This window comes from Roseimicrobium sp. ORNL1 (genome assembly GCF_011044495.1).
Lineage (GTDB): Bacteria > Verrucomicrobiota > Verrucomicrobiia > Verrucomicrobiales > Verrucomicrobiaceae > Roseimicrobium.
This window is the reverse complement of sequence record NZ_CP049143.1, coordinates 4242571-4262881: the sequence shown is the minus strand read 5'-3', so window position 1 is coordinate 4262881 and position 20311 is coordinate 4242571. Positions and strand designations below refer to the sequence as shown.

16 protein-coding genes are annotated in these 20311 nt (G+C 59.3%); 6 read left to right on the top strand and 10 right to left on the bottom strand.

From position 1 onward, the window contains the following. Positions 1–50: 50 nt before the first annotated feature. Genes G5S37_RS17325 through G5S37_RS17315 form a run of 3 tightly spaced genes read right to left on the bottom strand, consistent with a single transcriptional unit; the run spans position 51 to position 2400 of the window. Positions 51–803 carry a phosphatase PAP2 family protein gene (locus G5S37_RS17325; RefSeq protein ID WP_240914660.1) on the bottom strand — a complete coding sequence of 251 codons (753 nt, stop codon included), beginning with the start codon at positions 801–803 and terminating at the stop codon, positions 51–53. 30 nt (positions 804–833) lie between these two features. Next, positions 834–1298 carry a hypothetical protein gene (locus tag G5S37_RS17320; RefSeq protein WP_165205714.1) on the bottom strand — a complete coding sequence of 155 codons (465 nt, stop codon included), beginning with the start codon at positions 1296–1298 and terminating at the stop codon, positions 834–836. 16 nt (positions 1299–1314) lie between these two features. Continuing rightward, positions 1315–2400: a L,D-transpeptidase family protein gene (locus tag G5S37_RS17315; protein WP_165205713.1), complete on the bottom strand. Its 1086-nt coding sequence runs from the start codon at positions 2398–2400 to the stop codon at positions 1315–1317. A gap of 193 nt (positions 2401–2593) precedes the next feature. On the opposite strand from G5S37_RS17315, the gene G5S37_RS17310 reads away from it, so the two are divergent. From G5S37_RS17310 to G5S37_RS17295, 4 genes are all read left to right on the top strand, one after another. After that, the gene (locus G5S37_RS17310; protein ID WP_165205712.1) at positions 2594–3532 is read left to right on the top strand and encodes a sugar phosphate isomerase/epimerase; all 939 of its coding nucleotides are present in this window, start codon (positions 2594–2596) and stop codon (positions 3530–3532) included. A 170-nt stretch (positions 3533–3702) separates the two neighbouring features. Then, positions 3703–4272, top strand: coding sequence for a DJ-1/PfpI family protein (locus G5S37_RS17305; protein WP_165205711.1), 570 nt, complete (start codon positions 3703–3705; stop codon positions 4270–4272). 2 nt (positions 4273–4274) lie between these two features. After that, positions 4275–6581, top strand: a complete 2307-nt coding sequence (locus G5S37_RS17300) for a cytochrome c (protein ID WP_206026037.1) — start codon at positions 4275–4277, stop codon at positions 6579–6581. 38 nt (positions 6582–6619) lie between these two features. Continuing rightward, positions 6620–8140, top strand: a complete 1521-nt coding sequence (locus G5S37_RS17295) for a hypothetical protein (protein WP_206026036.1) — start codon at positions 6620–6622, stop codon at positions 8138–8140. A 319-nt stretch (positions 8141–8459) separates the two neighbouring features. Here the strand turns inward: G5S37_RS17295 and G5S37_RS17290 are convergent, their stop codons facing one another. After that, positions 8460–11207 carry an autotransporter-associated beta strand repeat-containing protein gene (locus tag G5S37_RS17290; RefSeq protein WP_165205709.1) on the bottom strand — a complete coding sequence of 916 codons (2748 nt, stop codon included), beginning with the start codon at positions 11205–11207 and terminating at the stop codon, positions 8460–8462. Between the two features lie 516 nt (positions 11208–11723). Further along, positions 11724–12557, bottom strand: a complete 834-nt coding sequence (gene ispE / locus G5S37_RS17285; RefSeq protein WP_240914659.1) for a 4-(cytidine 5'-diphospho)-2-C-methyl-D-erythritol kinase — start codon at positions 12555–12557, stop codon at positions 11724–11726. 241 nt (positions 12558–12798) lie between these two features. Between ispE and G5S37_RS17280 the strand changes: the two genes are divergently transcribed. Beyond that, on the top strand, positions 12799–14376 hold the full coding sequence (locus tag G5S37_RS17280) for a hypothetical protein (protein ID WP_165205707.1): 1578 nt from the start codon (positions 12799–12801) through the stop codon (positions 14374–14376). A 401-nt stretch (positions 14377–14777) separates the two neighbouring features. Continuing rightward, entirely contained in the window at positions 14778–15128 is a 351-nt protein-coding gene (locus G5S37_RS17275) for a VOC family protein (RefSeq protein WP_165205706.1), read from the top strand. A 63-nt stretch (positions 15129–15191) separates the two neighbouring features. Here G5S37_RS17275 and G5S37_RS17270 read toward each other — a convergent pair whose 3' ends face one another. From G5S37_RS17270 to G5S37_RS17250, 5 genes are all read right to left on the bottom strand, one after another. After that, a complete protein-coding gene (locus tag G5S37_RS17270; protein WP_165205705.1) occupies positions 15192–15836 on the bottom strand; it encodes an SMI1/KNR4 family protein in 645 nt (214 codons plus the stop codon). 27 nt (positions 15837–15863) lie between these two features. Next, entirely contained in the window at positions 15864–16523 is a 660-nt protein-coding gene (locus G5S37_RS17265) for a polyphenol oxidase family protein (RefSeq protein WP_165205704.1), read from the bottom strand. Between the two features lie 155 nt (positions 16524–16678). After that, on the bottom strand, positions 16679–17134 hold the full coding sequence (locus G5S37_RS17260) for a MarR family transcriptional regulator (protein WP_165205703.1): 456 nt from the start codon (positions 17132–17134) through the stop codon (positions 16679–16681). 454 nt (positions 17135–17588) lie between these two features. Beyond that, positions 17589–18437: an FAD:protein FMN transferase gene (locus G5S37_RS17255; protein ID WP_165205702.1), complete on the bottom strand. Its 849-nt coding sequence runs from the start codon at positions 18435–18437 to the stop codon at positions 17589–17591. After that, on the bottom strand, positions 18434–20281 hold the full coding sequence (locus G5S37_RS17250; protein WP_165205701.1) for a flippase activity-associated protein Agl23: 1848 nt from the start codon (positions 20279–20281) through the stop codon (positions 18434–18436). Before G5S37_RS17250 ends, G5S37_RS17255 begins: the two co-directional genes overlap by 4 nt. Between the last annotated feature and the right edge of the window lie 30 nt (positions 20282–20311).

The window sequence follows — 20311 nt, the reverse complement described above, 5'->3', positions numbered from 1 at the left end:
AACCGCTTCTCGCACGGTATTTCGTCTCTGCGGAGGTTTCCCGGCGGCGGTCAATCACCGGTTGAAGGTGGCGCAGACTCACCTGGTGGCTCCACCACATGCTTCTTTTGCAGCCAGCGCGCCACTATTACACAGAGCAGTGCCCAGGTGGTGCCAGCACACCAGCCAGCCAGCACATCCGTGGGGAAGTGCACCCCCAGATACACCCGCGTGGTGCCGACCAGCACGGTGATGAAGAGGGCCGTGAGCATGAAGAAGGCCTTCACCTTGCGATCCTTGGTCGTTCGCGCCAGTAGGGCCCCCAGCGTGAGGTAAATCACTGCCGAAAGCATGGAGTGCCCGCTGGGGAAGCTCAGACTCGTCACCTCCGTCAGGTGGGGCACCACGGACGGACGCTGACGCTGGAAGAAGGATTTCAGAATCGTGCTGAGGAGCGTGCCGCCGACGGAGGCACACAGCACCAGCAGCGCCGATGCCCATTTTCGGCGCAGAATTAGAAAGGCGATCACAATGAGCACAATGAGGGTGAGCACGGCCGTGCCGCCCAAGGCCGTGAGGTCGCCCACAGCCGTAGGCATCCATTTCGGACCGATGCCAGTCGCCAGGTCACCCGGCTGGCGGAAGGCGCGCAAGATGGTGGCATCAAAGTGATCCGTCTCCGCATCCATCACCTCATCCGCCACTTCGGAAAAGGCCCACACGCTTCCCACGAGTCCGAGGAGCGCGAGCAGCATGCCCATCTCCAGCAGACCCTGCCTGGCCAGGTAGTCGCGAGCCTGTTGAAAAAGCGTGACCTTCTTCATGGGAGCCTTTCGCCTCGGACTGGGAGACGATCAAGGCCGCATCGACTCCGGAGAAATCTTTGGGAGGTCATTCAGTACTTCACGAAACTGCTCAAATGATGTGATGCCTGCCTGGGTGCAAAGAAAGCGCAGATCCTCTTCTTCACGCCTGCCCGCGATCAAGCGACGCCCCAGACGATCGACGGTGTAGGATTTTCCCTCGTACAAGCAGGCCCATACCATGGCTGGAATCTTGTCCGGGGGAATGGCTTCATACTCGGTGGTGCAGACGACTGTCACAAACTTCCTCAGCCTTTCCCTGGCTTCGGGAGGGGTGGAGCCCTGCCCGAGGAGACGTGCCGCCCGGACGAAGGTGAAGAGATTGCTGCTACGCTCCGCCCATTCAATGGGCAACCAGCCATTCACTCGTTCGCTGGCCATCTCCGGATGTGCAGCCAGGATGGCCTCTATTTTCACACGGTCGTGTGAAGTGATTGCTTGGGTGAGCAGGCTCATCCGTCGGCTTGAATCTTCAGTGCTCAATGATTACCTCATCACCCACCGTGGTCATGGAGTAGAACTTCTTCGCCATCTCATGAGGCAGGCGGATGCAGCCATGAGAGGCGGGGCGGCCGGTGACATAACCGCTGTGCAGACCGATGGCGCCGCAGTTCAGCCGCAGGAAGTAGGGCATGGGCACCTTGTAGATGGTCGAGGTCCAGTCCTTGTACTTGTTGGTGATGACGTAGCGTCCGGCGGGTGTCTCGTAGCCTTGACGTCCGGTGGAGATTTTTGTCTGCAGCACGAGCTTGCCCTCGACTTCGAGCTTGGCCTTTTGCTCCCTGAGATTGACCGTGATGAGAATGTGCGGCTCAGTCTCCGGGCTGCGGCCCAGCAGCAGGCGCATGACGTAGAGATAGCGGCGGTCCGCGGCGAAGTTCAGAGCATAGCGGTAGCGCGGCTGCGTGGCGATGTCTTTGTCCGCCCCGTGCTTGAGCAGCAGGGTCACGGCCTCCACATCCCCACGGGCAGACGCGGCCATGAGCGGAGTGACGCGGTGCTCGCGCTTCATTTCCGACCGCAGGTAACCGTCCGGGACCAGGGTCAGGAATTCGTTGCTGGCTGGGTTGCCGAAAGACTTGTTGGGGTCGCCGCCAGCTTCGAGAAGGATCTGCAGGAGGGTAGGGTGGCGGCGGAGGGAGGCCAGTGCCACGGGGGTGTGCTTGCCAAGGCCGGGAGTATTCGGATCCGCGCCGTGAAGCACTAGGTTGATGGCGATGTCCGGGCGGCTGTTGCGGAGTGCGAGGCAAAGCGGCGTGTCGCCTGACGGGGTCACAAATTGGGCCGAGATGCCGGAACGCAGTAGCTTGTCCACCAGTTCGGCGTCGCCGGACACCACGGCTTCGTAGATCCCGGGAGTGGCGTCCTGCTGCGGCACGGCCACGATGGCGCGGCGGGTTTCCACCACGGATGGGCCGGCCGGATTCTGAAGCACCGACTCGGGCACGGCTTCCGCCTTGGGGACAGTAGGAGTCTCGCCAGCCCGCACTTCCACCAACCCCGGCATGCCCATGGCGAGGAACAGTGTCAGCGGCGTGGCAGCAAAAAGGTTTCTCATGGTCAGAGGTTTTCCCCGGAGGACTGCTGAACTATGAAGTCACTGCCAAGCTGTGCAAGTGGAGAGGCCGGCACAAGGTTTGGTAATCCAAGGATCGCACCAAAAGCTGCGTCAGGGCGGTTTTTTTGATTTACGGCAAATCGAAGGAAAGGGACGCTCGTGTTCGGCGCGTTTAGGTGCGTCTTCCCTCACCATGAACTCCCTCAACCGCCGCCAGTTTCTCAAGCGCACTTCAGCCGCCGCTGCTGCCACTCTCGCCGTTTTACCCCACATGCAGGCGCAGGCGCAGGCCGCCAAGTCCGGTTTCAAGCTGAAATACCTCACCGGCTCTGCCATGTATGGCGAGCTGCCGATCGACGTGGTCATCGCGGAAACTCCCAAGACGGGAGCGAAGCATCTCGACGTCTGGCCGCGCAAGCATGGCGCCCAGCGTGAGCAGATGGACGAGATCGGCCACGACAAGGTCGCGGAACTGCTAAAGCAACACGACGTGAAACTGGAGGTCACCACCCGCTACGATCTGGGTCCCTTCAAGCTGCAGGACGAGTTCGCCGTGCTGAAAAAATTCGGTGGCAGCATCATTGTCACCGGAGGCAAGGGCCAGGCCGGACTCACGGGCGAGGAACTCAAGAAAGCCGTGAAGCAATTCGCGGAGGAACTCAAGCCGCACCTCGTGAAAGCAGGCGAGTACGGCATCACCATCGCCGTCGAGAATCATGGGAAGAACCTCATTGAGTCACCGGACTCCATCAAATGGCTGGCCGAATTTGGTGGCGACCTGCCTCTGGGCATCGACCTCGCCCCGTATCACCTGCCGCAGGATCCTGAGCAGCTCGCCGGCCTCATCCGCACGCTGGGCAGCAAGCTTTCCATCCTCCTCGCCTGGCAGTACGGCATGGGCTGCATGAAACCCATGCCCAAGGATGAGGAACTCCAGCAGATGCCGGGTCGCGGGAAGCTCGACTTCGTGCCGCTGGTGAAGGCGCTGAAGGATATCAACTTCCAGGGCTACACCGAAATCTTCATGCACCCCACGCCCCGCGGTATTCCGATTCTGCCCACTGCGCAGGAGACCACGGCGGAGATCGTCCGGGCGAAGGAGTACCTGGACGGGTGCGCCGCGAAGGTCTGAGGAACGGCACGGGGAATCACGGGTCCATTCACTAGGACATCTAGACAAAATCGACTTGATTCAGGAGATTCGACGGTGAGCTGCGTTGACTGTTGGCCGATGACCATTGACTAAGCCACCGGAGTTCCTGTTTCCTCTTACATCTTCAATTTCCCTTCCATCTTACCTCTATGTCTCGAGGCAAAGTTCTCATCATCGTCGGTGATGCCACGGAAACCGTGGACACCCTGTATCCTTTTTACCGCCTCATTGAGGCTGGCATGCAGCCGGTCATCGCCGCGCCGGAGAAACGCCGCTACCAGATGGTACTGCACGAAGTGAAGCCTGGCTGGACCATCACCAAGGAATGGGAAGGCTACAGCATCATGGCGGACATCACCTTCGCCGAAATCAAGCCGGAGGAATACCTCGGCATCTTCTTCAGCGGTGGCCGCGCTCCGGAATACATCCGTGAGGACGAGGATCTCATCCGCATCACGCAGTGGTTTTTCGACAACAACAAACCCTGCGGCAGCGTGTGCCACGGTGTGGAGATTCCCGCACGTGCCGATCGTGTCCGCGGACGCAAGATGGCCACGGTGGCGAAGTGCAAGTTCGACCTCGAAGTGTGCGGCGGCATCTATGTGAATGAGCCCAGCGTCGTGGACGGTAATCTCGTCAGCGGTCGCACGTTCCATGACAATGGTCACTTCGTGAAGCATTGGATCGCCTTGCTGGAGGAAGAAGCGAAGAAGCGCTGAGCATGAGCAGGGGAGGGGACAAGGCACAACGGACAAGGCACAAGGGATGGCTGCTCGCCGTCTCTTGCCTTGTGATCGCATCGGTTGCTTGTCCCGATGTTCAAGCGCATCCTGTGCTGGCCGTGCCGCCGGACTATCCTTATGTAGCTGGATTTGATCGATTCACCGCGCAGGAGGATGACGACGCCAAGGTCGCGGAAGGCGGCCTGCTGCTGCTGAGTGAACTCAACTGCGTGAGCTGCCACGCTCCCTCCACAGAGTGGAAGGAACGCCTGCCCGGACGTGCGAAGATCTCGCTGGATGGCGTGGGCTCGCGCTTGGGTGAGGACGACATCTGGCTCTTCATTCGCAGCCCGCAGCATCGCAAGAAGGGCACGCTCATGCCCGGCATGTTTGCCGGAGAGGATCGCGATCCCAAGGTGGTGGAGGCTCTCGTCAGCTACCTTTCCTCCCTGAAGAAAGAGGTGAAGAAATTTCCCAAGGGTGATGTCGAGCGTGGTCGTACACTGTATCACACCGTAGGATGCGTGGCCTGTCATGATCCAGCGGCAGTTGCGGACTACCGTCCCGCAGAGGCGCCGGCGAATCTGGAAGTGGAGGAGCCCGGCCATCCTTCCTATCCCATCCTGCTCGCGGATCGGTATGATGTGAATGCGCTCGCGGCCTTCCTGAAGGATCCTCTCAGCATCCGCAAGCATGGTCGCATGCCCTCCACCGAACTCACGGATCAGGAAGCGGCAGATCTCTCGGCGTATCTCCACATCAGCCGTGAACCGCTGGTGGTGCAGGAACGCACGCTTCTCGCCGTGCCGAAGCAATCAGTGGAGGAGGGGAAGAAGCAATTCATCGCCCAGCGCTGTACTGCCTGCCATGAGACGCCCAGTACTGCAGAAGCCAAACCCACTGAACAAGCGCCAGGTGGAAAGGCCATGGCGGAACTGCTCGCTGGCCAGGGATGTCTCTCTACCAAAGAGAAGAAGGCCGGCGTGCCTGATTTCGGCTTGAGTGAGTTTCAGGTGAGAGCGCTCACGCTGGCACTGAAGATGGTGCAGGCTTCCGAAAAGCCCGCACCGCAGACCGTCGCCCAGAAGTCGCATGATTTCCTCGTGCGCATGGATTGCTACGCGTGCCATGAGTGGCGCGGCACAGGCGGACTGGAAGAGGCCCGCTCGCAGTATCTCACGGTGTATGAAGCCGCGGCGCACTCGATGGGGGAGATTGGCCGTCTACCTCCCAAGCTCGACAACGCAGGCCGCAAGCTCACGAAGGAGTGGTTTGAAAAACTCCTGTGGGGTAGTGGAGGCGGCGTGCGTGGTTACATGACTGCGCGCATGCCGCGCTTCGGTCAGGAGAATACCCAGGCATTCATCGCCGGATTCCAGGAGGCGTGCAAAGCGGAGAAGCCCGTGAAGATGGACACCAGCGGTCTGGCGAAACACCATCGCGCGGAAAACGGTCGCGCGTTGATTGGGGTGGGGAAGGGCGGACTCGGTTGTGTCTCCTGTCACGGGCTGAAGGATCGCAAGTCCCTCGGTGTGCCAGTCGTGAATCTCACTCAAACGGCGAGGCGTCTGCAGCCGGAGTACTTCAAGGAACTCCTGCTCAATCCCCAGGTCACCCAGCCAGGCACGCTCATGCCACCGCTCTTCATCGGTCGAAAGGCTGCGGACAAGGAGATTGAAATGCTCTGGACCTACTTGAAGGAGATCGATCAATCACGCCTGCCGGAAGGTCTTCTTCAGACCGGTGACTATGAATTGAAGCCGGAGAAGGCTGGCAAGCCCATCGTGTTCCGCACCTTCCTCGAAGGCGCAGGCATGCATGCGGTGGCGGTAGGTTTCCCTCAGCAGATGCATGTGGCGTTTGATTCGCTGGAAGCGCACTGGGCCATCGCGTGGAAAGGCCGCTTTGTGGACGCCATGACCACCTGGGAAGAGCGCGCCATGACACCAGCGAAGCCATTGGGAGAAAAGGTGCTGACGTTCCAGCCACGCATGCCCTTCGCGAAGCTCGGCAGCGCGAGTGATGCATGGCCGGAGGCTTGCGGCGTGGCTGCGGGCTATGAATCCCTGGGGTATCGCATCAGCAAGGATGGTGTGCCGACATTCCGCTACCGGGTGGAAGGCCTGATTGTGGAGGACACGATCCAAGTCTCAGCGGACAAGAAGTCGCTGCGGCGCACGGTTACTGTGCGCACCTGGGTTCCTTCTGACGGTTGGTACTTCCAGGGCATCTCGAAGAACGCCAAACCGCAACCGGTGATCTGGAAGAATGGCGCGGCCACGTTCGAGGAGTCTATCGCTCCGTAAATGTTTTGTTGTAGCACCTACTGGATAGAGAACCGCGCATGAGATCATCTTCGATCACCCCACTGTTGGCACTCGCGTTTGCGATTACGGCACACGCGGCGTCACCCAAGGCTGCGCCCTTGCCAGTGATGAAGGAGAATCCGTACTACACGGTGACTCCCTATGTATTGCCGGAAGAAATCAAGCTGGAAGCCAGCGGTCTCGCCGTGCTTCCCGATGGAAAGCTGGCCGTCTCTGTGCGCAAGGGCGAGGTCTGGATCCTCGAGCATCCCGAGGCCGACCCGAAAAACGCGAAGGCGGTGGGATACAAACTCTTCGCTTCAGGGCTTCATGAACCGCTCGGACTGCTGTGGCATGACGGCGCGCTCATCACCGTGCAGCGCACCGAAGTCACCCGCCTGCGTGATACGGATGGCGATGGCGTGGCCGACGAATACACCACCGTGGCAAAAGGCTGGGGCGTGAGCGGAAACTATCACGAGTATGCCTATGGTCCCGTGCCGGATAAGGACGGCAACCTCTGGCTCACGCTCAATGCCTCGATGGGCAATGCGGTGAAGATGCCCGGATTTCGTGAGACAGATAAACCCTGGCGTGGCTGGGGCATGGTGGTCACGCCGCAGGGAAAACTGGAGCCCATGTGCGCGGGCTTGCGTTCTCCGTGTGGCATTGGCGCGAACGCGGAAGGCGATGTTTTTTGCACCGACCAACAGGGCAACTGGTGGTCCACCAATCCGCTCGTGCACTTGCGCAAGGGTGTCTTCTTCGGACATGCGGACTCTGTGCCGGACATGGAGCGCCTCACGTCACCCGTGAAGCCGGTGGGCAAGCTGCCCCAGGAGATCACCATTCCGGAAGCCATGAAAGTCGTGCCCGGTTATGTGCCGCCTGCGGTGTGGTTCCCTTATGTGAAAGTGGGCCAGAGTCCCACGGGTTTCACCTGTGACCTCACCGGCGGGAAGTTCGGCCCGTTCCAGAAGCAGCTCTTCGTGGGGGAGTTCGTGCTCTCCGGTGTGAACCGTGTCTTCCTGGAGAAAGTAGACGGCGAATATCAGGGGGCCGCGTTTCGCTTTGTTGATGGTCTGCAAAGTGCCGCGCTCAGCCTCGCTTTCCTTCCTGATGGTTCATTGCTCGTGGGCGAGTCGAATCGCGGATGGAACTCGCAAGGCACGCGCTCCTTCGGTTTGGAGCGCATCCAGTGGAAGGGGAAGATGCCTTTTGAAGTGGAGAAGATGGAAGCTCAGCCGGATGGTTTCCTCCTGACCTTCACCGATACAGTGGACGCGCAGACTGCCGCTGAGGTGAAGAGCTACGAAATGACCAGCTACACCTATCTCTACCATCAGAAATACGGTGGCGATGAAGTGCAGACTGCACCCGTCAAGATCACCTCCGCTGTCGTGGAGAATGATGGAAAAGTTGTACGGCTGAAATGTGAAGGGCTGCGCGCGGGGTTTGTGCATGAACTGCACCTCCCGGGTGTGAAGTCTGCTGCCGGCACTGCATTGGTTCGTCCCGAGGCGTACTACACGCTCAATCGGATACCCAAGGGGAAGTAGGTGATTGGATAATTTGGCAGTGCGTGAACCAAGGCGTCAGTCCGCAGAGAGGCATTTGCCCATGATGTTGCAGGAGGCCAAGGAGTGGGGGCATTCCTGTCCCCATGGGAACCCAAACTGGGCGTCGTCATAGCGAACACCCTCGCAATGTAAAGGCTCCCGGATCTGAACCTTGATCGCCAATCGGCTGCAAAACCAAAATGGGGACAGAAATGCCCCCACTCCTTGAGCCTATGCGATGTCTTTGCCAGATAGCTGACTCACTGGGAGGCGGTACGCACTTTTGCCCAAAGGCATTGAAATACCCAAGCCGCTTTTGTTAGCGCGAACTCCGCCGTCTCCGCATCGTCAGAAGTCCCAACCCCACACCCAGCAGCAGCATCCTGCCAGGTTCCGGCACCACGAGAATGACACCAGAGTTGGTGAAGCGGCTCACATCCCAAAAATATCCCAAGGCGCTGATGTCAGGCAGGTCGAACTGCAGGCCATTGTCGTCGGCGCCGGTGCGGTAATTGGAGCCAACGTTGAAGCCGCTGAAACTGGTGCTCAGCGCCAGGGACCAGTCGAGGAGATTGAAGGCGTCACCAAGTTTGAGCACATAGCCATCCGTCACGACCAGCATGTTGCTGGAAATGGTGAGCGTGCCGCTGGTGCCATCAAAGACAAGGCGGTCGTGAGTGCCTGCGTTGGAAATCGAATCGACCCAGTTGTTGTATCCCGCGGTGCCCACGGTGTTTCCACCAAAGGATGCATCATTCAGCGTGGCACCACCAAGGCTCAAGGTGACAAGGGAACCGCTGGCGAGCGTATGAGCTGCGGCACCGCCGGGATTGAAGGTCAGGGTGCCGTGGTTGTTGTTGGCAGTGCCATCGCCGCCGTAGAGAAAGGCGCCTGACTCAAGAGTCACCGCGCTGCCTCGGACCACCCCGGTGCCGAAGAGTTTCGCTCCCGATTTCACGGCCACCGCTCCCGTGCCCGTTTGTCCCACGCCATTCTTGCCCACCTGCAGACCACCGGCGTTCACATTTGTCACGTCCGTGTAAGTATTCGCTCCACTGAAGATCCAGGTGCCGGTGCCGGCCTTGTTCACGGTCAGGGTGTTCGATAGCACGCCGCTGATCTCTCCTGTTCCGGAGCCGATGAGGTGCGTGGTGTGGTTCCCATTGGCAGTGTCCTTTGCGTTGACGTTCCCCGTGATTAGCAGATTGCCGCCAGCCGCGTCAAGGGTCAGCGGAGACCCCACAGCGCACTGGATGGTGCCGTTCCACGTGTTGTCGCCGGAAACGTTTTCCAGATAGGGCGTGATGAGGTGCTCACCATTCACGGTGATGTTGTTTGCCAACTGGAGTCGGTTGCCGGCGGCGACGGTCGTTCCCGCGGCAGCGGAGCCCAGTGCGTTTCCATGAGTGATGCGAAGGATACCTGCATTCACGCTGGTGAGCCCGGTGTAGGTGCTGTTGCCACCCAGAACGAGTATTCCCGCGCCAGCCTTTGTGATCCCATTGGCTGTCGTTCCGTCCGAGATGCTTCCTCCAACGGTGAGCGTGGTGAGTGCGTTGGAGGAGACCGTAATCGTACGGCTCGTGCCTGCGGCGGTGCCCAAGGAGACCGCGCCCGTGCCGAGGTTCAAGGTATTCACCGCGGCAGCGGAAAAGGTAAAATCGCCATTCCACACCATGGCGTTGTTGTTGGCATTCGTGATGGCGCCGGCAGTCGTATTACCCAAGGTCCCGCCATTGATGGTGAAGACACTCGCCGTAGCGCCGAGCGCCGAGGCGCTGTTGATATTCAGCGTGCCGGCGTTCAGCGTCAGTCCGCCGGTGAAGGTGTTCGCGCCGCTCAAGGTTTGAGCGGAGGTTCCACTCTTCACTACGGAGAGGGCTCCGCCGCCCGTGCCATCCGCCAGCACCCCGGCAAAGGTCCTGTCCGAGGTGGATTGAATGGTCAGGGTGGCCGCGGTGGCGTTCTCATTTTTCACGGCCACCGTGGAGCCCAAGCCTTGCAGACCAGAAATGGTCACGGAGTGACCATTGAGCAAAAGGGCATGTGCGGAGGTGGTGGAGGTAAAGGTCACCAGATTCGGCGCCGTCGAATTCAAGGCCCCGTCGTGGTCGATGCGCACGTTCGAGACCTCGATGATAAGTCCGCCGGTGAAGGTGTTGTTTCCACCCAGCGCAATGACCGCAGTACTCGCAGGGGTGCCTTGGGTCGCCAGTTTGAGCGTGAAGGCACCGCCCGATTCGCCGATGTTTGAGTTGATGATCGAAGATGTCGCAAAGGTATTGTGGGTGATGGTGGTATTCCCCGCGAGTGTGATGGCCCCGGTGAGTGTCGTGATCCCGGTTTCAAAACGGATGGCGCCGCGGCTGCTTGCGCCACTACCATTCAAGGTGAAGGGAACCGCATAGGTGCCAGCCGTCCCCAGGACGAGGGTCACGTTCGTTCCTACATCCACCATCGTAAGCGACGCGGATGGCAGGCTGCCCGGAGCATTCGCCTGCACAAAAAGTCCCCCCGTGTCCGCAGAGACCAGCGAGAGCTTGCCGGAGAGGGATTGCGTGCTCCCGAGGTTCACCAGGGCCAGTTGCGTGCTGCCTGCAGTTTTCTCGATGGTGATGTTCGAGCCGCTGATAGTGGAGTTCAGGTTGACTCTGTTGGTGGCGTTGCTGGTGTTGTTCCCCAAAGAGATTTTGGACCCCGCCGCCAAGGCGATAGTTCCTCCCTGCAAGGTATAGGATGTGCCGGCAGCAACGTCGCGAAAGATCAAGCCGTTGGCATTCACCGTGCCCGAGACGGTGACAGTTCCGGGAGTCCCGCCAGCGCCGAACACCGCGATGTGTCCAGCGGAATTGGACCACGGCTGGTCCTGCGTAGGCGTTGTCTCGTTGTACCAGTTACCACCAGTGCCTGTCCAAGTGCCGATTCCGTCCTCAACGGTACTGTTGCCGGTGACGGTATCCCACACCAGATTGGCGCCCATGACGCTCTGGATGGCACTGCCGTGGATGAGGAGGGCTGTTGCTACGAGGGGGAGGTGGCGGAAGACTTTGAGGTTGAAGAATCGCATGGGGGATTTTTTGAAGAAGCAGCGGGGGTGATGCTTCCTGGGAGGGGGGCGGAGATTATGGAGAATAGGATCCGATTCAAACTGCAACTTGGCGAAGTTTGGACCGTGAAAGATGCGTCACACGCAGAGTGATGACTCCCGCGCGTCACCTTCACCCTGAGCAGCTAATGATCCTCCATCGGATGAATGAAGATTTGGAATGCTGCCACTGCTTCCCCTACCGCTTTTGGGCGCTCTCCGACCGCCTTACAGTCTTCACGAACTCGAAACAGAAGGTCTCAAAAACATTTTTCAAAAAATCTCCAACGGTGTTGAACACAATCAACGGGGGAGACTCTAACACCTATGACAGCGTTGTGAGCAATTACAGTGCTGTCAGTCTTGAGAGTGATTGGTTGTTGTCAATCAAACCCGCGAAAGCGGGACGTGTGTTGAGGTTGATGCCAGGGCTGGGAGGATGGGAGTCCTCCCAGCCCACTTTTTTTACCCGGATACGACTGGGATTGAAGGTGGTGCTCAGAGTGTCTCGGCCACAAAAATGTGGGTCGATTCCCCGCACAATGCACGAGCACGCTCCGCCAGCAGGCCTGCATCAGCCGTGGAGCGGGTGACTGCGAATACCGTAGAGCCAGAGCCAGACATCAGTGCGGCCTGCGTTTCCGGCTGATCCAGCAGCCACATTTTCAGTGTGGGCAGGAGGGACCATTTTTCAAAAACGGGACGCTCAAGGTCGTTCACCATGGGGCCCCACGGGCAGATTTGGGTGGCATACGTCACGCCCGGCATCTCGACCGATTCCACCCAGCGCTTGTACGCCCAAGGTGTGGGAATGCCAAACGGCGGCTTGAGGAGCACCAGCGGCAGTTTCCACGGGAAATGTTCGACTGGGGTGACGATTTCTCCCCGACCGGTGGCATCGCATGCTTTCTGGTGCAGGAAGAATGGTACGTCGGATCCGATTTCAGCGGCGATGGAGGACAGCTCATTGGCGCTGAAAGGGCTGCCGCTCAATTCATTGGCTGCCAGCAGTACGGAGGCGGCGTTGCTGCTGCCTCCGCCGAGACCTGCTCCGTGGGGGATGCGTTTCTCCAGATGAATCTCCCACGAGGCCGTCGTGCCCAGATGCCGTTCAAACGCGTGCAATGCCTTCAGGGCCAGATTGCCGTCGTTGGTTGGGATGGTGGGATCGGAACAGGTCAGCACGGTATCTCCGCTGCCTTTCAGGGTCACCGTCACATCATCCGCAAGACTGATCGGGCACATCCGGGTGTCCACTGCATGAAACCCATCCTCGCGTCTGCCGAGCACGCGCAGCGACAGATTGATCTTGGCGGGTGAAGAAAGTTTCATGGGTGGCAGGCTCATCTAAAGCAGTTTGCATACGCTTCAGGCATATGGAGGTCAAGCTGGGGAAGCCGCTCACAGCATGATGCAAAAAACACGGAAGAACCGTGTCAAAGTTCTTGTCAACAAGGTGGCCGTTTCGCTAGCTTTGGCAAAAATTTCACAATGTTCCGCTCACAAATGCAGAACTTTGAGCGGTTGGCCCGCAGCCCCGGGGCCGTCATGATTTCCAGAACCACCTGACACCATGAAAAAAAAGGGACCCGCCCCGAAGAAGGCTCCGGCGAAAAAACCGGCACCTCCGAAACCCAAAGCTGTGACCGTGGCCAAGAAGCCCGCAGCGCCGGTGAAGAAATCCGCAGCCGTCGTGGCGAAAAAGCCTGAGAAGCAAACAAAGGCGCCGGTAAATCACTCCAAGAATGGGAAAACGGTGGACATTGCGGCTTGGGATGATGATCCCGAGTCCGGCATGAAGGGCGGCAAGCGCCCCGCAGCCACGCTTTCCTTGGGCATTTTGCCCATGCAGATCCAGGGAGACATCGTGAAGCCGGGCACGTATCCGCCTGGCTCCGCGAATTTCCGTTATTGGAATGCGGCCGATGCTCTGCGTCGCGCGCGTGATGTGTGGAAGCCCCACCTTCCGGAAGGGCTGCAGTGGCACAATGGGGCTACTCTTGAGGTGCAACTCGACGCCGGCGTGGACCTCAACGCGTACTACGACCGCAAAACCCTTTCCTTCTACCACGGCAATGTGAAGGGGAAGGATATCTACACGGCCGACAGCCCGGACGTGGTGGCTCATGAATTTGGCCATGCCGTGCTCGATGCCCTGCGGCCTGACCTGTGGGATGCGGCGCTCGATGAGGTGGCGGCGTTTCACGAATCCTTTGGCGACATCACCGCGATTCTCAGCGCCATGCAGCTCGAGTCCGTGGCGGATGCTGTGATCAAGGAAACGGGGGGCCTGCTCTATCAGAACTCCCTCCTTTCCCGAGTGGCGGAGCAGTATGGGAAAGCGGTGTGCCAGCTCAATCCCAACTCCGCTCCGCCGGATTGCCTGCGCAATGCGGTGAATTCCTTCTTCTACCACGAGCCCATGCATTTACCATGCATGGCACCGCACTCGCAGCTTTCCTCCGAGCCGCACTCCTTCTCGCGTGTGTTCACCGCCGGTTTCTTTGAGGCTGTGGCCAACATGCTGAAGGTGCATGCGGAGAAGCCAAAGGCCGAGGACGTGCAAACCGTGGCGAAAGATGCCGCTGCCCTGTTGGGACGTGCGGTGCGTTCCGCTGCCCTGAGTGCCGCCTTCTACAGCGAAATCGCCGCCCAGGTCATCTGGGCGGATGCGCCGCTCTTCAACGGCAAGTATGAGGAAGTGCTCCGCAGCGCCTTTGTGCGTCGTGGTCTGTTGAGCCTCGAAGCCGTGCGGAGTCTCCGCGCAGAAGCCGCCCGAGCCGTGAGCGCCGGCAAGCCTAATCAACCTGGGGATGAAATGCCCCGCGGCCGCGACATGATGATGCGCGCCAGTGCCTATGGTCTTGGCGAAGGCGCCCTCGTGGTGCGCACCGCATCCTTCTCACGCCGCGGCATGATCGCCCCCGCCGCACCCGATGCCGGAAGCACCCCTGTGCCAGGTGTGGAGCAGGCGACGCAATCCTTCCTGGAGACTCTCTTCCGTCGTGGCCGCGTGGACTTCAGCCAGTGCAAGGCTGGACTCAGCAGCGTGCCGCATTCGCACGTGAAGCGGAAGACCCACTACCTCGTGGAGCAGAACGGCCAGTATCACCTGCGCCGCCGTTGTTTTGATGAAGGGGTGGATTGGTAAAGCAGTCGCGTCGAGTTTTATGCAAAAGCCCCTGCCGCGTTGCTGCGGCAGGGGCTTTTGTGTATTGATGTGGCCATGCGACTTGGGTACCACTCGCTCCGCGCTCAAGCGCCTCTTCTAAAATGGACGGTAGGGATGCGCTCCTGCGCGTCCGATGATAGCGGGCGGAGGGGGTGGGAATTGATGCGTGGCAAGGCCGTTTCGCGCCCAAGCTCCGCACCGCCTCCGCCCACATTAAAGTCGGACGCGCAGGAGCGCATCCCTACCGTCCATTTTGGGTAAGGACGTTCATCTCAAGACGCGCGATGAGCCGAATTTGCTTCGATACGTACTCGAAGCGTTTGTGGTGACATTCGCTCTGATTGGCTTGAGTCGAGTGCATGTTGCCTTAGTGTGTCGTCATGCCCGTCGAAAAAGTAAAAATCATGCTCTATGCCCAGGACATGGGCCGTGCGGTGACGTTCTACACCGGCGTGTTCGGACTTCAGGAAGGCTACGTCAGTGAATACTGGTCCGAGCTTTTGTTCGGCGATGCCATCATTGCTTTTCACGCCTGTAGCGAAGAGAAGCTGAATGTCTCAGGATTGAGCATTCAGGTCGATGATGCGATGGCCACCGCCACGGCAATCACGCAAGCGGGTGGCTTGATTTTAGAACAACCCGAACAACGCGAAGGCGAACCCATCAAGCTGGGCAGGTTCCGCGATCCCGAGGGCAATGAAGTGATGTTGACGGAGTGGGTGGGGGAGTGAGTGGAAACTTCTGCCTTTCCGCTTTCCGCTCCCGTACAGGCCTTGAAAGCAAGGCTGATGGCTTCAGTGGGTGCCCGCATCCCGAAGGTATGCTGGATGGAAGTGCTTCGAAGCCCAGTCGAACTCACCTTGAATTCGTTCCGCAAGGATGGTCATATTTATATGGGCTCCATCATTGGTGATGGGGTCTGAGAAGCAGTAGCGACTCCAGTTGGTTACTAAGTCTCGTAGCGAAGGTGCCAGGCCGAATAGCCAGTCATTGCGATGGTCCTTCCAGTAACTTTGATGGAAGCGCACGGAGCCATCAGAGGTATCCAGGCAGAATTCTTGCCCACCTTCACCGATCCCCATGATGGGTATCCAATGCATCCTTCGCTTAGCTTCTCTGACGATTTCCGCATCTTCTGCGTGCGTGGTGAGCGTTTCACGCATCTGCTGCTGAATCCAGAGGCCCTCATCTTGGATATCTACGAGGGGGCTCAGGCCAAAGCTGACGAGATCTCCGCTCCCGGCCAGTTCCCATTGCATGCTGAACCCATCTCCCAACTCCTGCAGGTATACTGCAAGATCTCCGGGGATTTCCAACCCCAAGCAACTCGAAAGATCTTTCAGTTCATGTTCTGCCAACTGTCGGCCGTTGTGGATTTCCGAGGGTATGCCTGACTTCTCCAAGAATCGTGACGCAGCGTCGAAGTAAGGTAGGTACATAGGTGAGCAAAACTACCCAAGCTAGGTTCACTTCCTCCCCAGCAACGCCAGCATCCTGCCTGTCTTCCCCTTTTCCACGCGGTAGCTGTAGAAACGCGTGAGATCAGAGGAGGTGCAGGTGCCATCATCATGGACCTGTGCCAAAGGCACGCCGGCGGCGCGGGCTTGCTCGCGGATGTCGGCTGCAAAGTCGATTTCGTACGCAGGCGGGCGGATGCAGGGGGAGAGTTGGACGATGAGATCCTCGGGGCGGGTGCCGAAGGTGTCCTGCATCAATGCAATGCCGGTGCCGGTGATGTTTTGCTCGGTGCCCTTCTTGCCTGAGTGCAGCACGCCAAAGGCACCGGTCACCGGATCGGCAAGGTAGACGGCGCAGCAGTCGGCCACGTAGATGCCGATCATCAGACCGGGCCTGTTGGAGACAAGACCGTCCATCTGGGCGGCGGGTTCGGAGCCGGGCTCCTGAACCACGGCGATGCCATTTCCGTGCACCTGGCAGGCGGTGGCAAGGGAAGCGGCGGAGAACCCCAGGTCCGCCACGACCTTGTGGTGCCAGGCGGTCAGTCGGCGCAGGGCTTCCTCGCGATCCACTTTCACATCGATTTCCGGGTGCCGGAGCGTGAAGGCATGTGCGAAGGGTGAGAGCTGATCCAGGCTGGGGAAGGTGGCGGTGAGTGGGGGAGTCATGCGCGGCACGATGACGTGATCTGATGGCAGGCAAGATGCATACGACTCGCACCCGATGCGAGCAACAGTTGCGCCTGTCACGCAGACCAAAAAGGCGAAAGGCAGGGATTGCTCCCTGCCTTTCGCGCAACTCAGTATAGGTGCTTCCGGCCTGCTTACTGCAGGGCCATGGCGGTGTCGCCGCGATAGTTGGCGACCAAAGTGTCCACGTCGTAGGAGTTTGTCTCGTTCATGGCCTCGGCCACGCGATCCTGGAGGGCGGTGCGGAGTTTCGAGACGAGTTCCAGGCCTTTCTGGGTGATGCGCACGAGCACCTTGCGGCGGTCGTCGGCGGCATGCATGCGCTCGACGTAGCCAAGCTTTTCAAGACGGTCCACAAGTCCGGTGGCTGCTGCGGTGGAGTGCCCCATCTTACGGGCAATGTCAGTCATCGTGAGATCACGCGACGTACCGAGGTAGCTCATCAGATAGAACTGAGCGAACGAGATGTTACCGCGGCTCAAATCCTTCGACAGATTGAGCAGGAACTCCCGCTGACTAAAAAGAATGAAGTCGGCAACCTTCCCGGGATCACGGAGGGAAGTCTGCTTGGTTCCGTTTGCTGTGGCCATAGCGGTCTGGGTTGATGATTGACTGATGCTGACGGTCGTGTTGATGGGATAGCCTTGTTGAGGAAATAACCTACACCAGTGAAACCTTTACGGGCAAGCTTTTTCTATAGAAACTATAAAAAACTAGGGGAGGGAACCGATCTGGTTGGTGCCATTTAATTGTTAAGAATATTGGATTATCACCGTGCCTGCAAGAGAATATTTTGAAAATGACCTACAGAAGGTAAAATGTTTTCAAGTTTGAGAGTTCAAGGTAATGTCATTCTAACTAATTGAACTATTGCGAATTGCAGTCGATTACGCGCGAAAATTTAGTAAATGCCTGCAATTGCACGCCGCGAAGGTGCTTATAAAAAGATTTCAGATTTCACGCATTGAGCGTGTCTGCTCGCGAGTGATTGGGTTTTTACGGCGTTGGGTAGGAAAACCCCGCCAAAACGTGAGTTCTCGCTCCTCAATCCAGCACGGCTTCAACTTCGCAATGACGCTTGCAAAATGCCTCAATCTCTTCTGCTGACATGATGGTGAAAGCCGTGGAAAGGGCATCACTCAGCGCGGCGGTCGGAGCGACGGCCCAGATGCGTTTCTTCTTGATCGGGGCCGGGCGCTTTGTGCGCGGATTCATGATGTGAGCGCCCTTCACGGCGAAACCGCTGGCGCTGATGGCACGGTCCTTGAGAAGGAGAAGGCGCTTCTTGGCGCCGTTTCCCACGGTGACGTTCCATCCCTCCGCGTCTCCGCTGTGACCCAGTGCAAGTACGCTGCTGTCGCCGGCATTGAGCAGGGCATGGGACACCCCGTAGTCGTTCAACACCTGGACACACTGATCGAGCGCATAGCCTTTGCCCACGGCTCCAAGGTCCAGCACCGGTTCGTCCACGTTGACCGTCACGAATCCGTCCTCCGTCACATCAAACACCTCCATCCCGACCCGTTCGCGGGCATAGTCGACCTCTATATGATGGGGCACGCGCTGGCTGCCGTCATCGTTTCGATACACCCGCATCAGGGGACCTACGGTGATGTCGAACGCGCCATTGGTCTCAGCATGCACGGCCTTGGCAAGCTGCAGGCAGTCGAGCGTGGCGAGCCCGACCGGGCATGATTCGCCTTTCTTGGAGTGATTGATGCGCCAGACGTCCGAGCCGGCTTTGAAGCGGCTGAGCTCCAGCTCCAGGCGATCGATCTCCTCCCAGACAGCCGCGGCCGCTTGGGCTGCGTAGCTGCCCTCGATGTCCTCTTGCGCGATGGTGAGCTCGAATTCCGTCGCCATCGCATGATGTTTGGCGCGGTAAGGAGTCACGACCGGCGCCTGGATCTGCGTGATTCTGGGGAAGTCTCCACGGTGGGAACCGGATAGGGAGGTCCTACGAAGGGCGGCGGTCCTTCATCCACCACCACTTCCGCCTTGGGCGGGGCGGGGGCTTCTGCGGGAGGAGCGGCTCCGCCGGGTGGGCCTGCTACCGGCACGGGAGTGCCCACGGTGTCGGGCGGGGATGCTGTTGCGACCGTGGTGCCAGCGATGGGCGCGGTCGCGGGTGGGGGCTCGGACGGAGGCAATCCCTGGAACTTCTCCGAGAGCGACTTTTCCACCAGCAGAGAGAGAGTGATGCCCGGGCGCAGTCCCCAGAGGCTGGACTCATAGTTGCCGCCCAGCTTCTCCCTGGCCTCGGCCTCCAGTGCCGTGTCCAACACCACCACGGGAGACTGGAGCGATTCAGGCATGGTTGTGTGGTAGCCCACGGACTTCATGTCGCGCAGATACCAGGGGAGCGGCCAGCCGTTTTCGCTCTGGATCACCTGCGCGGGCATGTTCAGCTTTTCGTCTGAGTATTGGGCCAGTTGGTGGATTCGGCCTGCGAGCGCTACGAGATTCGGCGAGGTGTGCGAGTAGGCATACGGGTTGTGCATCTCGCTGGCAGCGTACCGTGTCTCGTGCTCGTAGCTGAAGTCGGTCGCCCGGCTCGTTTGCTGGCAGAGATTGAAGACCCCACCCGCGAGCAGCAGGGCGAGGGCGATCTTCACGATGGGGATATCGGTGAACACCCGGAAAATGGAGCGTGCGCCCAAGCCTGCCATCAGGGTCAGGGCATATTGCACGCTCAGGATGGACCAGGGAGTCTTGTACGGGATGAAGCTGTAGATGCCCAGCAACACGATGGTGTAGGTTGCGAACAGGGTGAGGAAGGCCCGCTTGTGATCCGCGCGGCGCCGGTCCAGAAACGCATTCAGCAGCCCCACCAGGCCGAGCCCGGCAATCAAGCCCTCCGACCAGAGGAATCCCTGTCTGCGCCAGGCGAGGAGGGAGAGGTAGTAATGCCAGGGCTTCTCGTGACCGCTGCCGCCCGAGCGTTGCAGGTAGCTGCGGTAGGTCAGCACGCTGTCGCCGACTTGGTTCCACGTCTTGAAGCCATTCGAATACAGCCAAGTGGACGTGAGGAGGGCGACCAGGCCGACAATCAGCCACGGCTGGAGAGAAAAGGGAGTCTTCGTAAAGCTACGGAAGCCGTAACCCCGTTCCTTGACCGTGAAGGGCAGGCCCATCATCTTCACCACGCCATACCCGGCCGCGAGGGCGGCCATGTTCAGGACAAAGGTCTCCTTCGTCGCGTGCATCCAGCCCAGCATGATGCCCGCGACGAACAGCCAGGCGATGTTCTTGCCCTGCGACCATCGCCATATGGAGGCGATGAAGACAATCACCTGGAATACAAACGGCACCTCCATGATGTAGTACCGGCTGTAAAAATTCATCATCGGCGACACGGCGATGAGCAGCGCGGCGACCCCCGCTCCCGTCCTGCCGATCACATCCATGAGCAGCACTGGGGAGAGAATGAGCAGCAGGCCAAAGACGCACACCACCCAGCGCACCTGCTCCTCCGTCAGTGTGGCGGGATCCATGCCGCGGAGACTGCCGAGCCATCGGGCGGCGTGGTGGAGAAATGGGCCGTGGTAGTCCTTCGGATCGTACTTGAAGATGCCAGTTTCCCAGTACTCCTGGGTCTTCAAGGCCAGGATGGCCTCATCCGTATGCATGGGCTTCTTGCCCAGATCCGTGAACCGGCCCATCGAGCCAAGCGTGAGTGCCAGTGCCAGCAGTGCCAGCAATGTTTTCCATCGGATTGGCTTTGGTTCCCGTGCCATGTCGTGAACGCGCAGGCTAAACGGCTAGTT

What these genes read in the sequence shown, in the direction of transcription:
- G5S37_RS17325 (WP_240914660.1), bottom strand. Translation starts at nt 803, where the DNA reads ATGAAGAAGGTCACGCTTTTTCAACAGGCTCGCGACTACCTGGCCAGG.
- G5S37_RS17320 (WP_165205714.1), bottom strand. Translation starts at nt 1,298, where the DNA reads ATGAGCCTGCTCACCCAAGCAATCACTTCACACGACCGTGTGAAAATA.
- G5S37_RS17315 (WP_165205713.1), bottom strand. Translation starts at nt 2,400, where the DNA reads ATGAGAAACCTTTTTGCTGCCACGCCGCTGACACTGTTCCTCGCCATG.
- G5S37_RS17310 (WP_165205712.1), top strand. Translation starts at nt 2,594, where the DNA reads ATGAACTCCCTCAACCGCCGCCAGTTTCTCAAGCGCACTTCAGCCGCC.
- G5S37_RS17305 (WP_165205711.1), top strand. Translation starts at nt 3,703, where the DNA reads ATGTCTCGAGGCAAAGTTCTCATCATCGTCGGTGATGCCACGGAAACC.
- G5S37_RS17300 (WP_206026037.1), top strand. Translation starts at nt 4,275, where the DNA reads ATGAGCAGGGGAGGGGACAAGGCACAACGGACAAGGCACAAGGGATGG.
- G5S37_RS17295 (WP_206026036.1), top strand. Translation starts at nt 6,620, where the DNA reads ATGAGATCATCTTCGATCACCCCACTGTTGGCACTCGCGTTTGCGATT.
- G5S37_RS17290 (WP_165205709.1), bottom strand. Translation starts at nt 11,207, where the DNA reads ATGCGATTCTTCAACCTCAAAGTCTTCCGCCACCTCCCCCTCGTAGCA.
- ispE (WP_240914659.1), bottom strand. Translation starts at nt 12,557, where the DNA reads ATGAAACTTTCTTCACCCGCCAAGATCAATCTGTCGCTGCGCGTGCTC.
- G5S37_RS17280 (WP_165205707.1), top strand. Translation starts at nt 12,799, where the DNA reads ATGAAAAAAAAGGGACCCGCCCCGAAGAAGGCTCCGGCGAAAAAACCG.
- G5S37_RS17275 (WP_165205706.1), top strand. Translation starts at nt 14,778, where the DNA reads ATGCCCGTCGAAAAAGTAAAAATCATGCTCTATGCCCAGGACATGGGC.
- G5S37_RS17270 (WP_165205705.1), bottom strand. Translation starts at nt 15,836, where the DNA reads ATGTACCTACCTTACTTCGACGCTGCGTCACGATTCTTGGAGAAGTCA.
- G5S37_RS17265 (WP_165205704.1), bottom strand. Translation starts at nt 16,523, where the DNA reads ATGACTCCCCCACTCACCGCCACCTTCCCCAGCCTGGATCAGCTCTCA.
- G5S37_RS17260 (WP_165205703.1), bottom strand. Translation starts at nt 17,134, where the DNA reads ATGGCCACAGCAAACGGAACCAAGCAGACTTCCCTCCGTGATCCCGGG.
- G5S37_RS17250 (WP_165205701.1), bottom strand. Translation starts at nt 20,281, where the DNA reads ATGGCACGGGAACCAAAGCCAATCCGATGGAAAACATTGCTGGCACTG.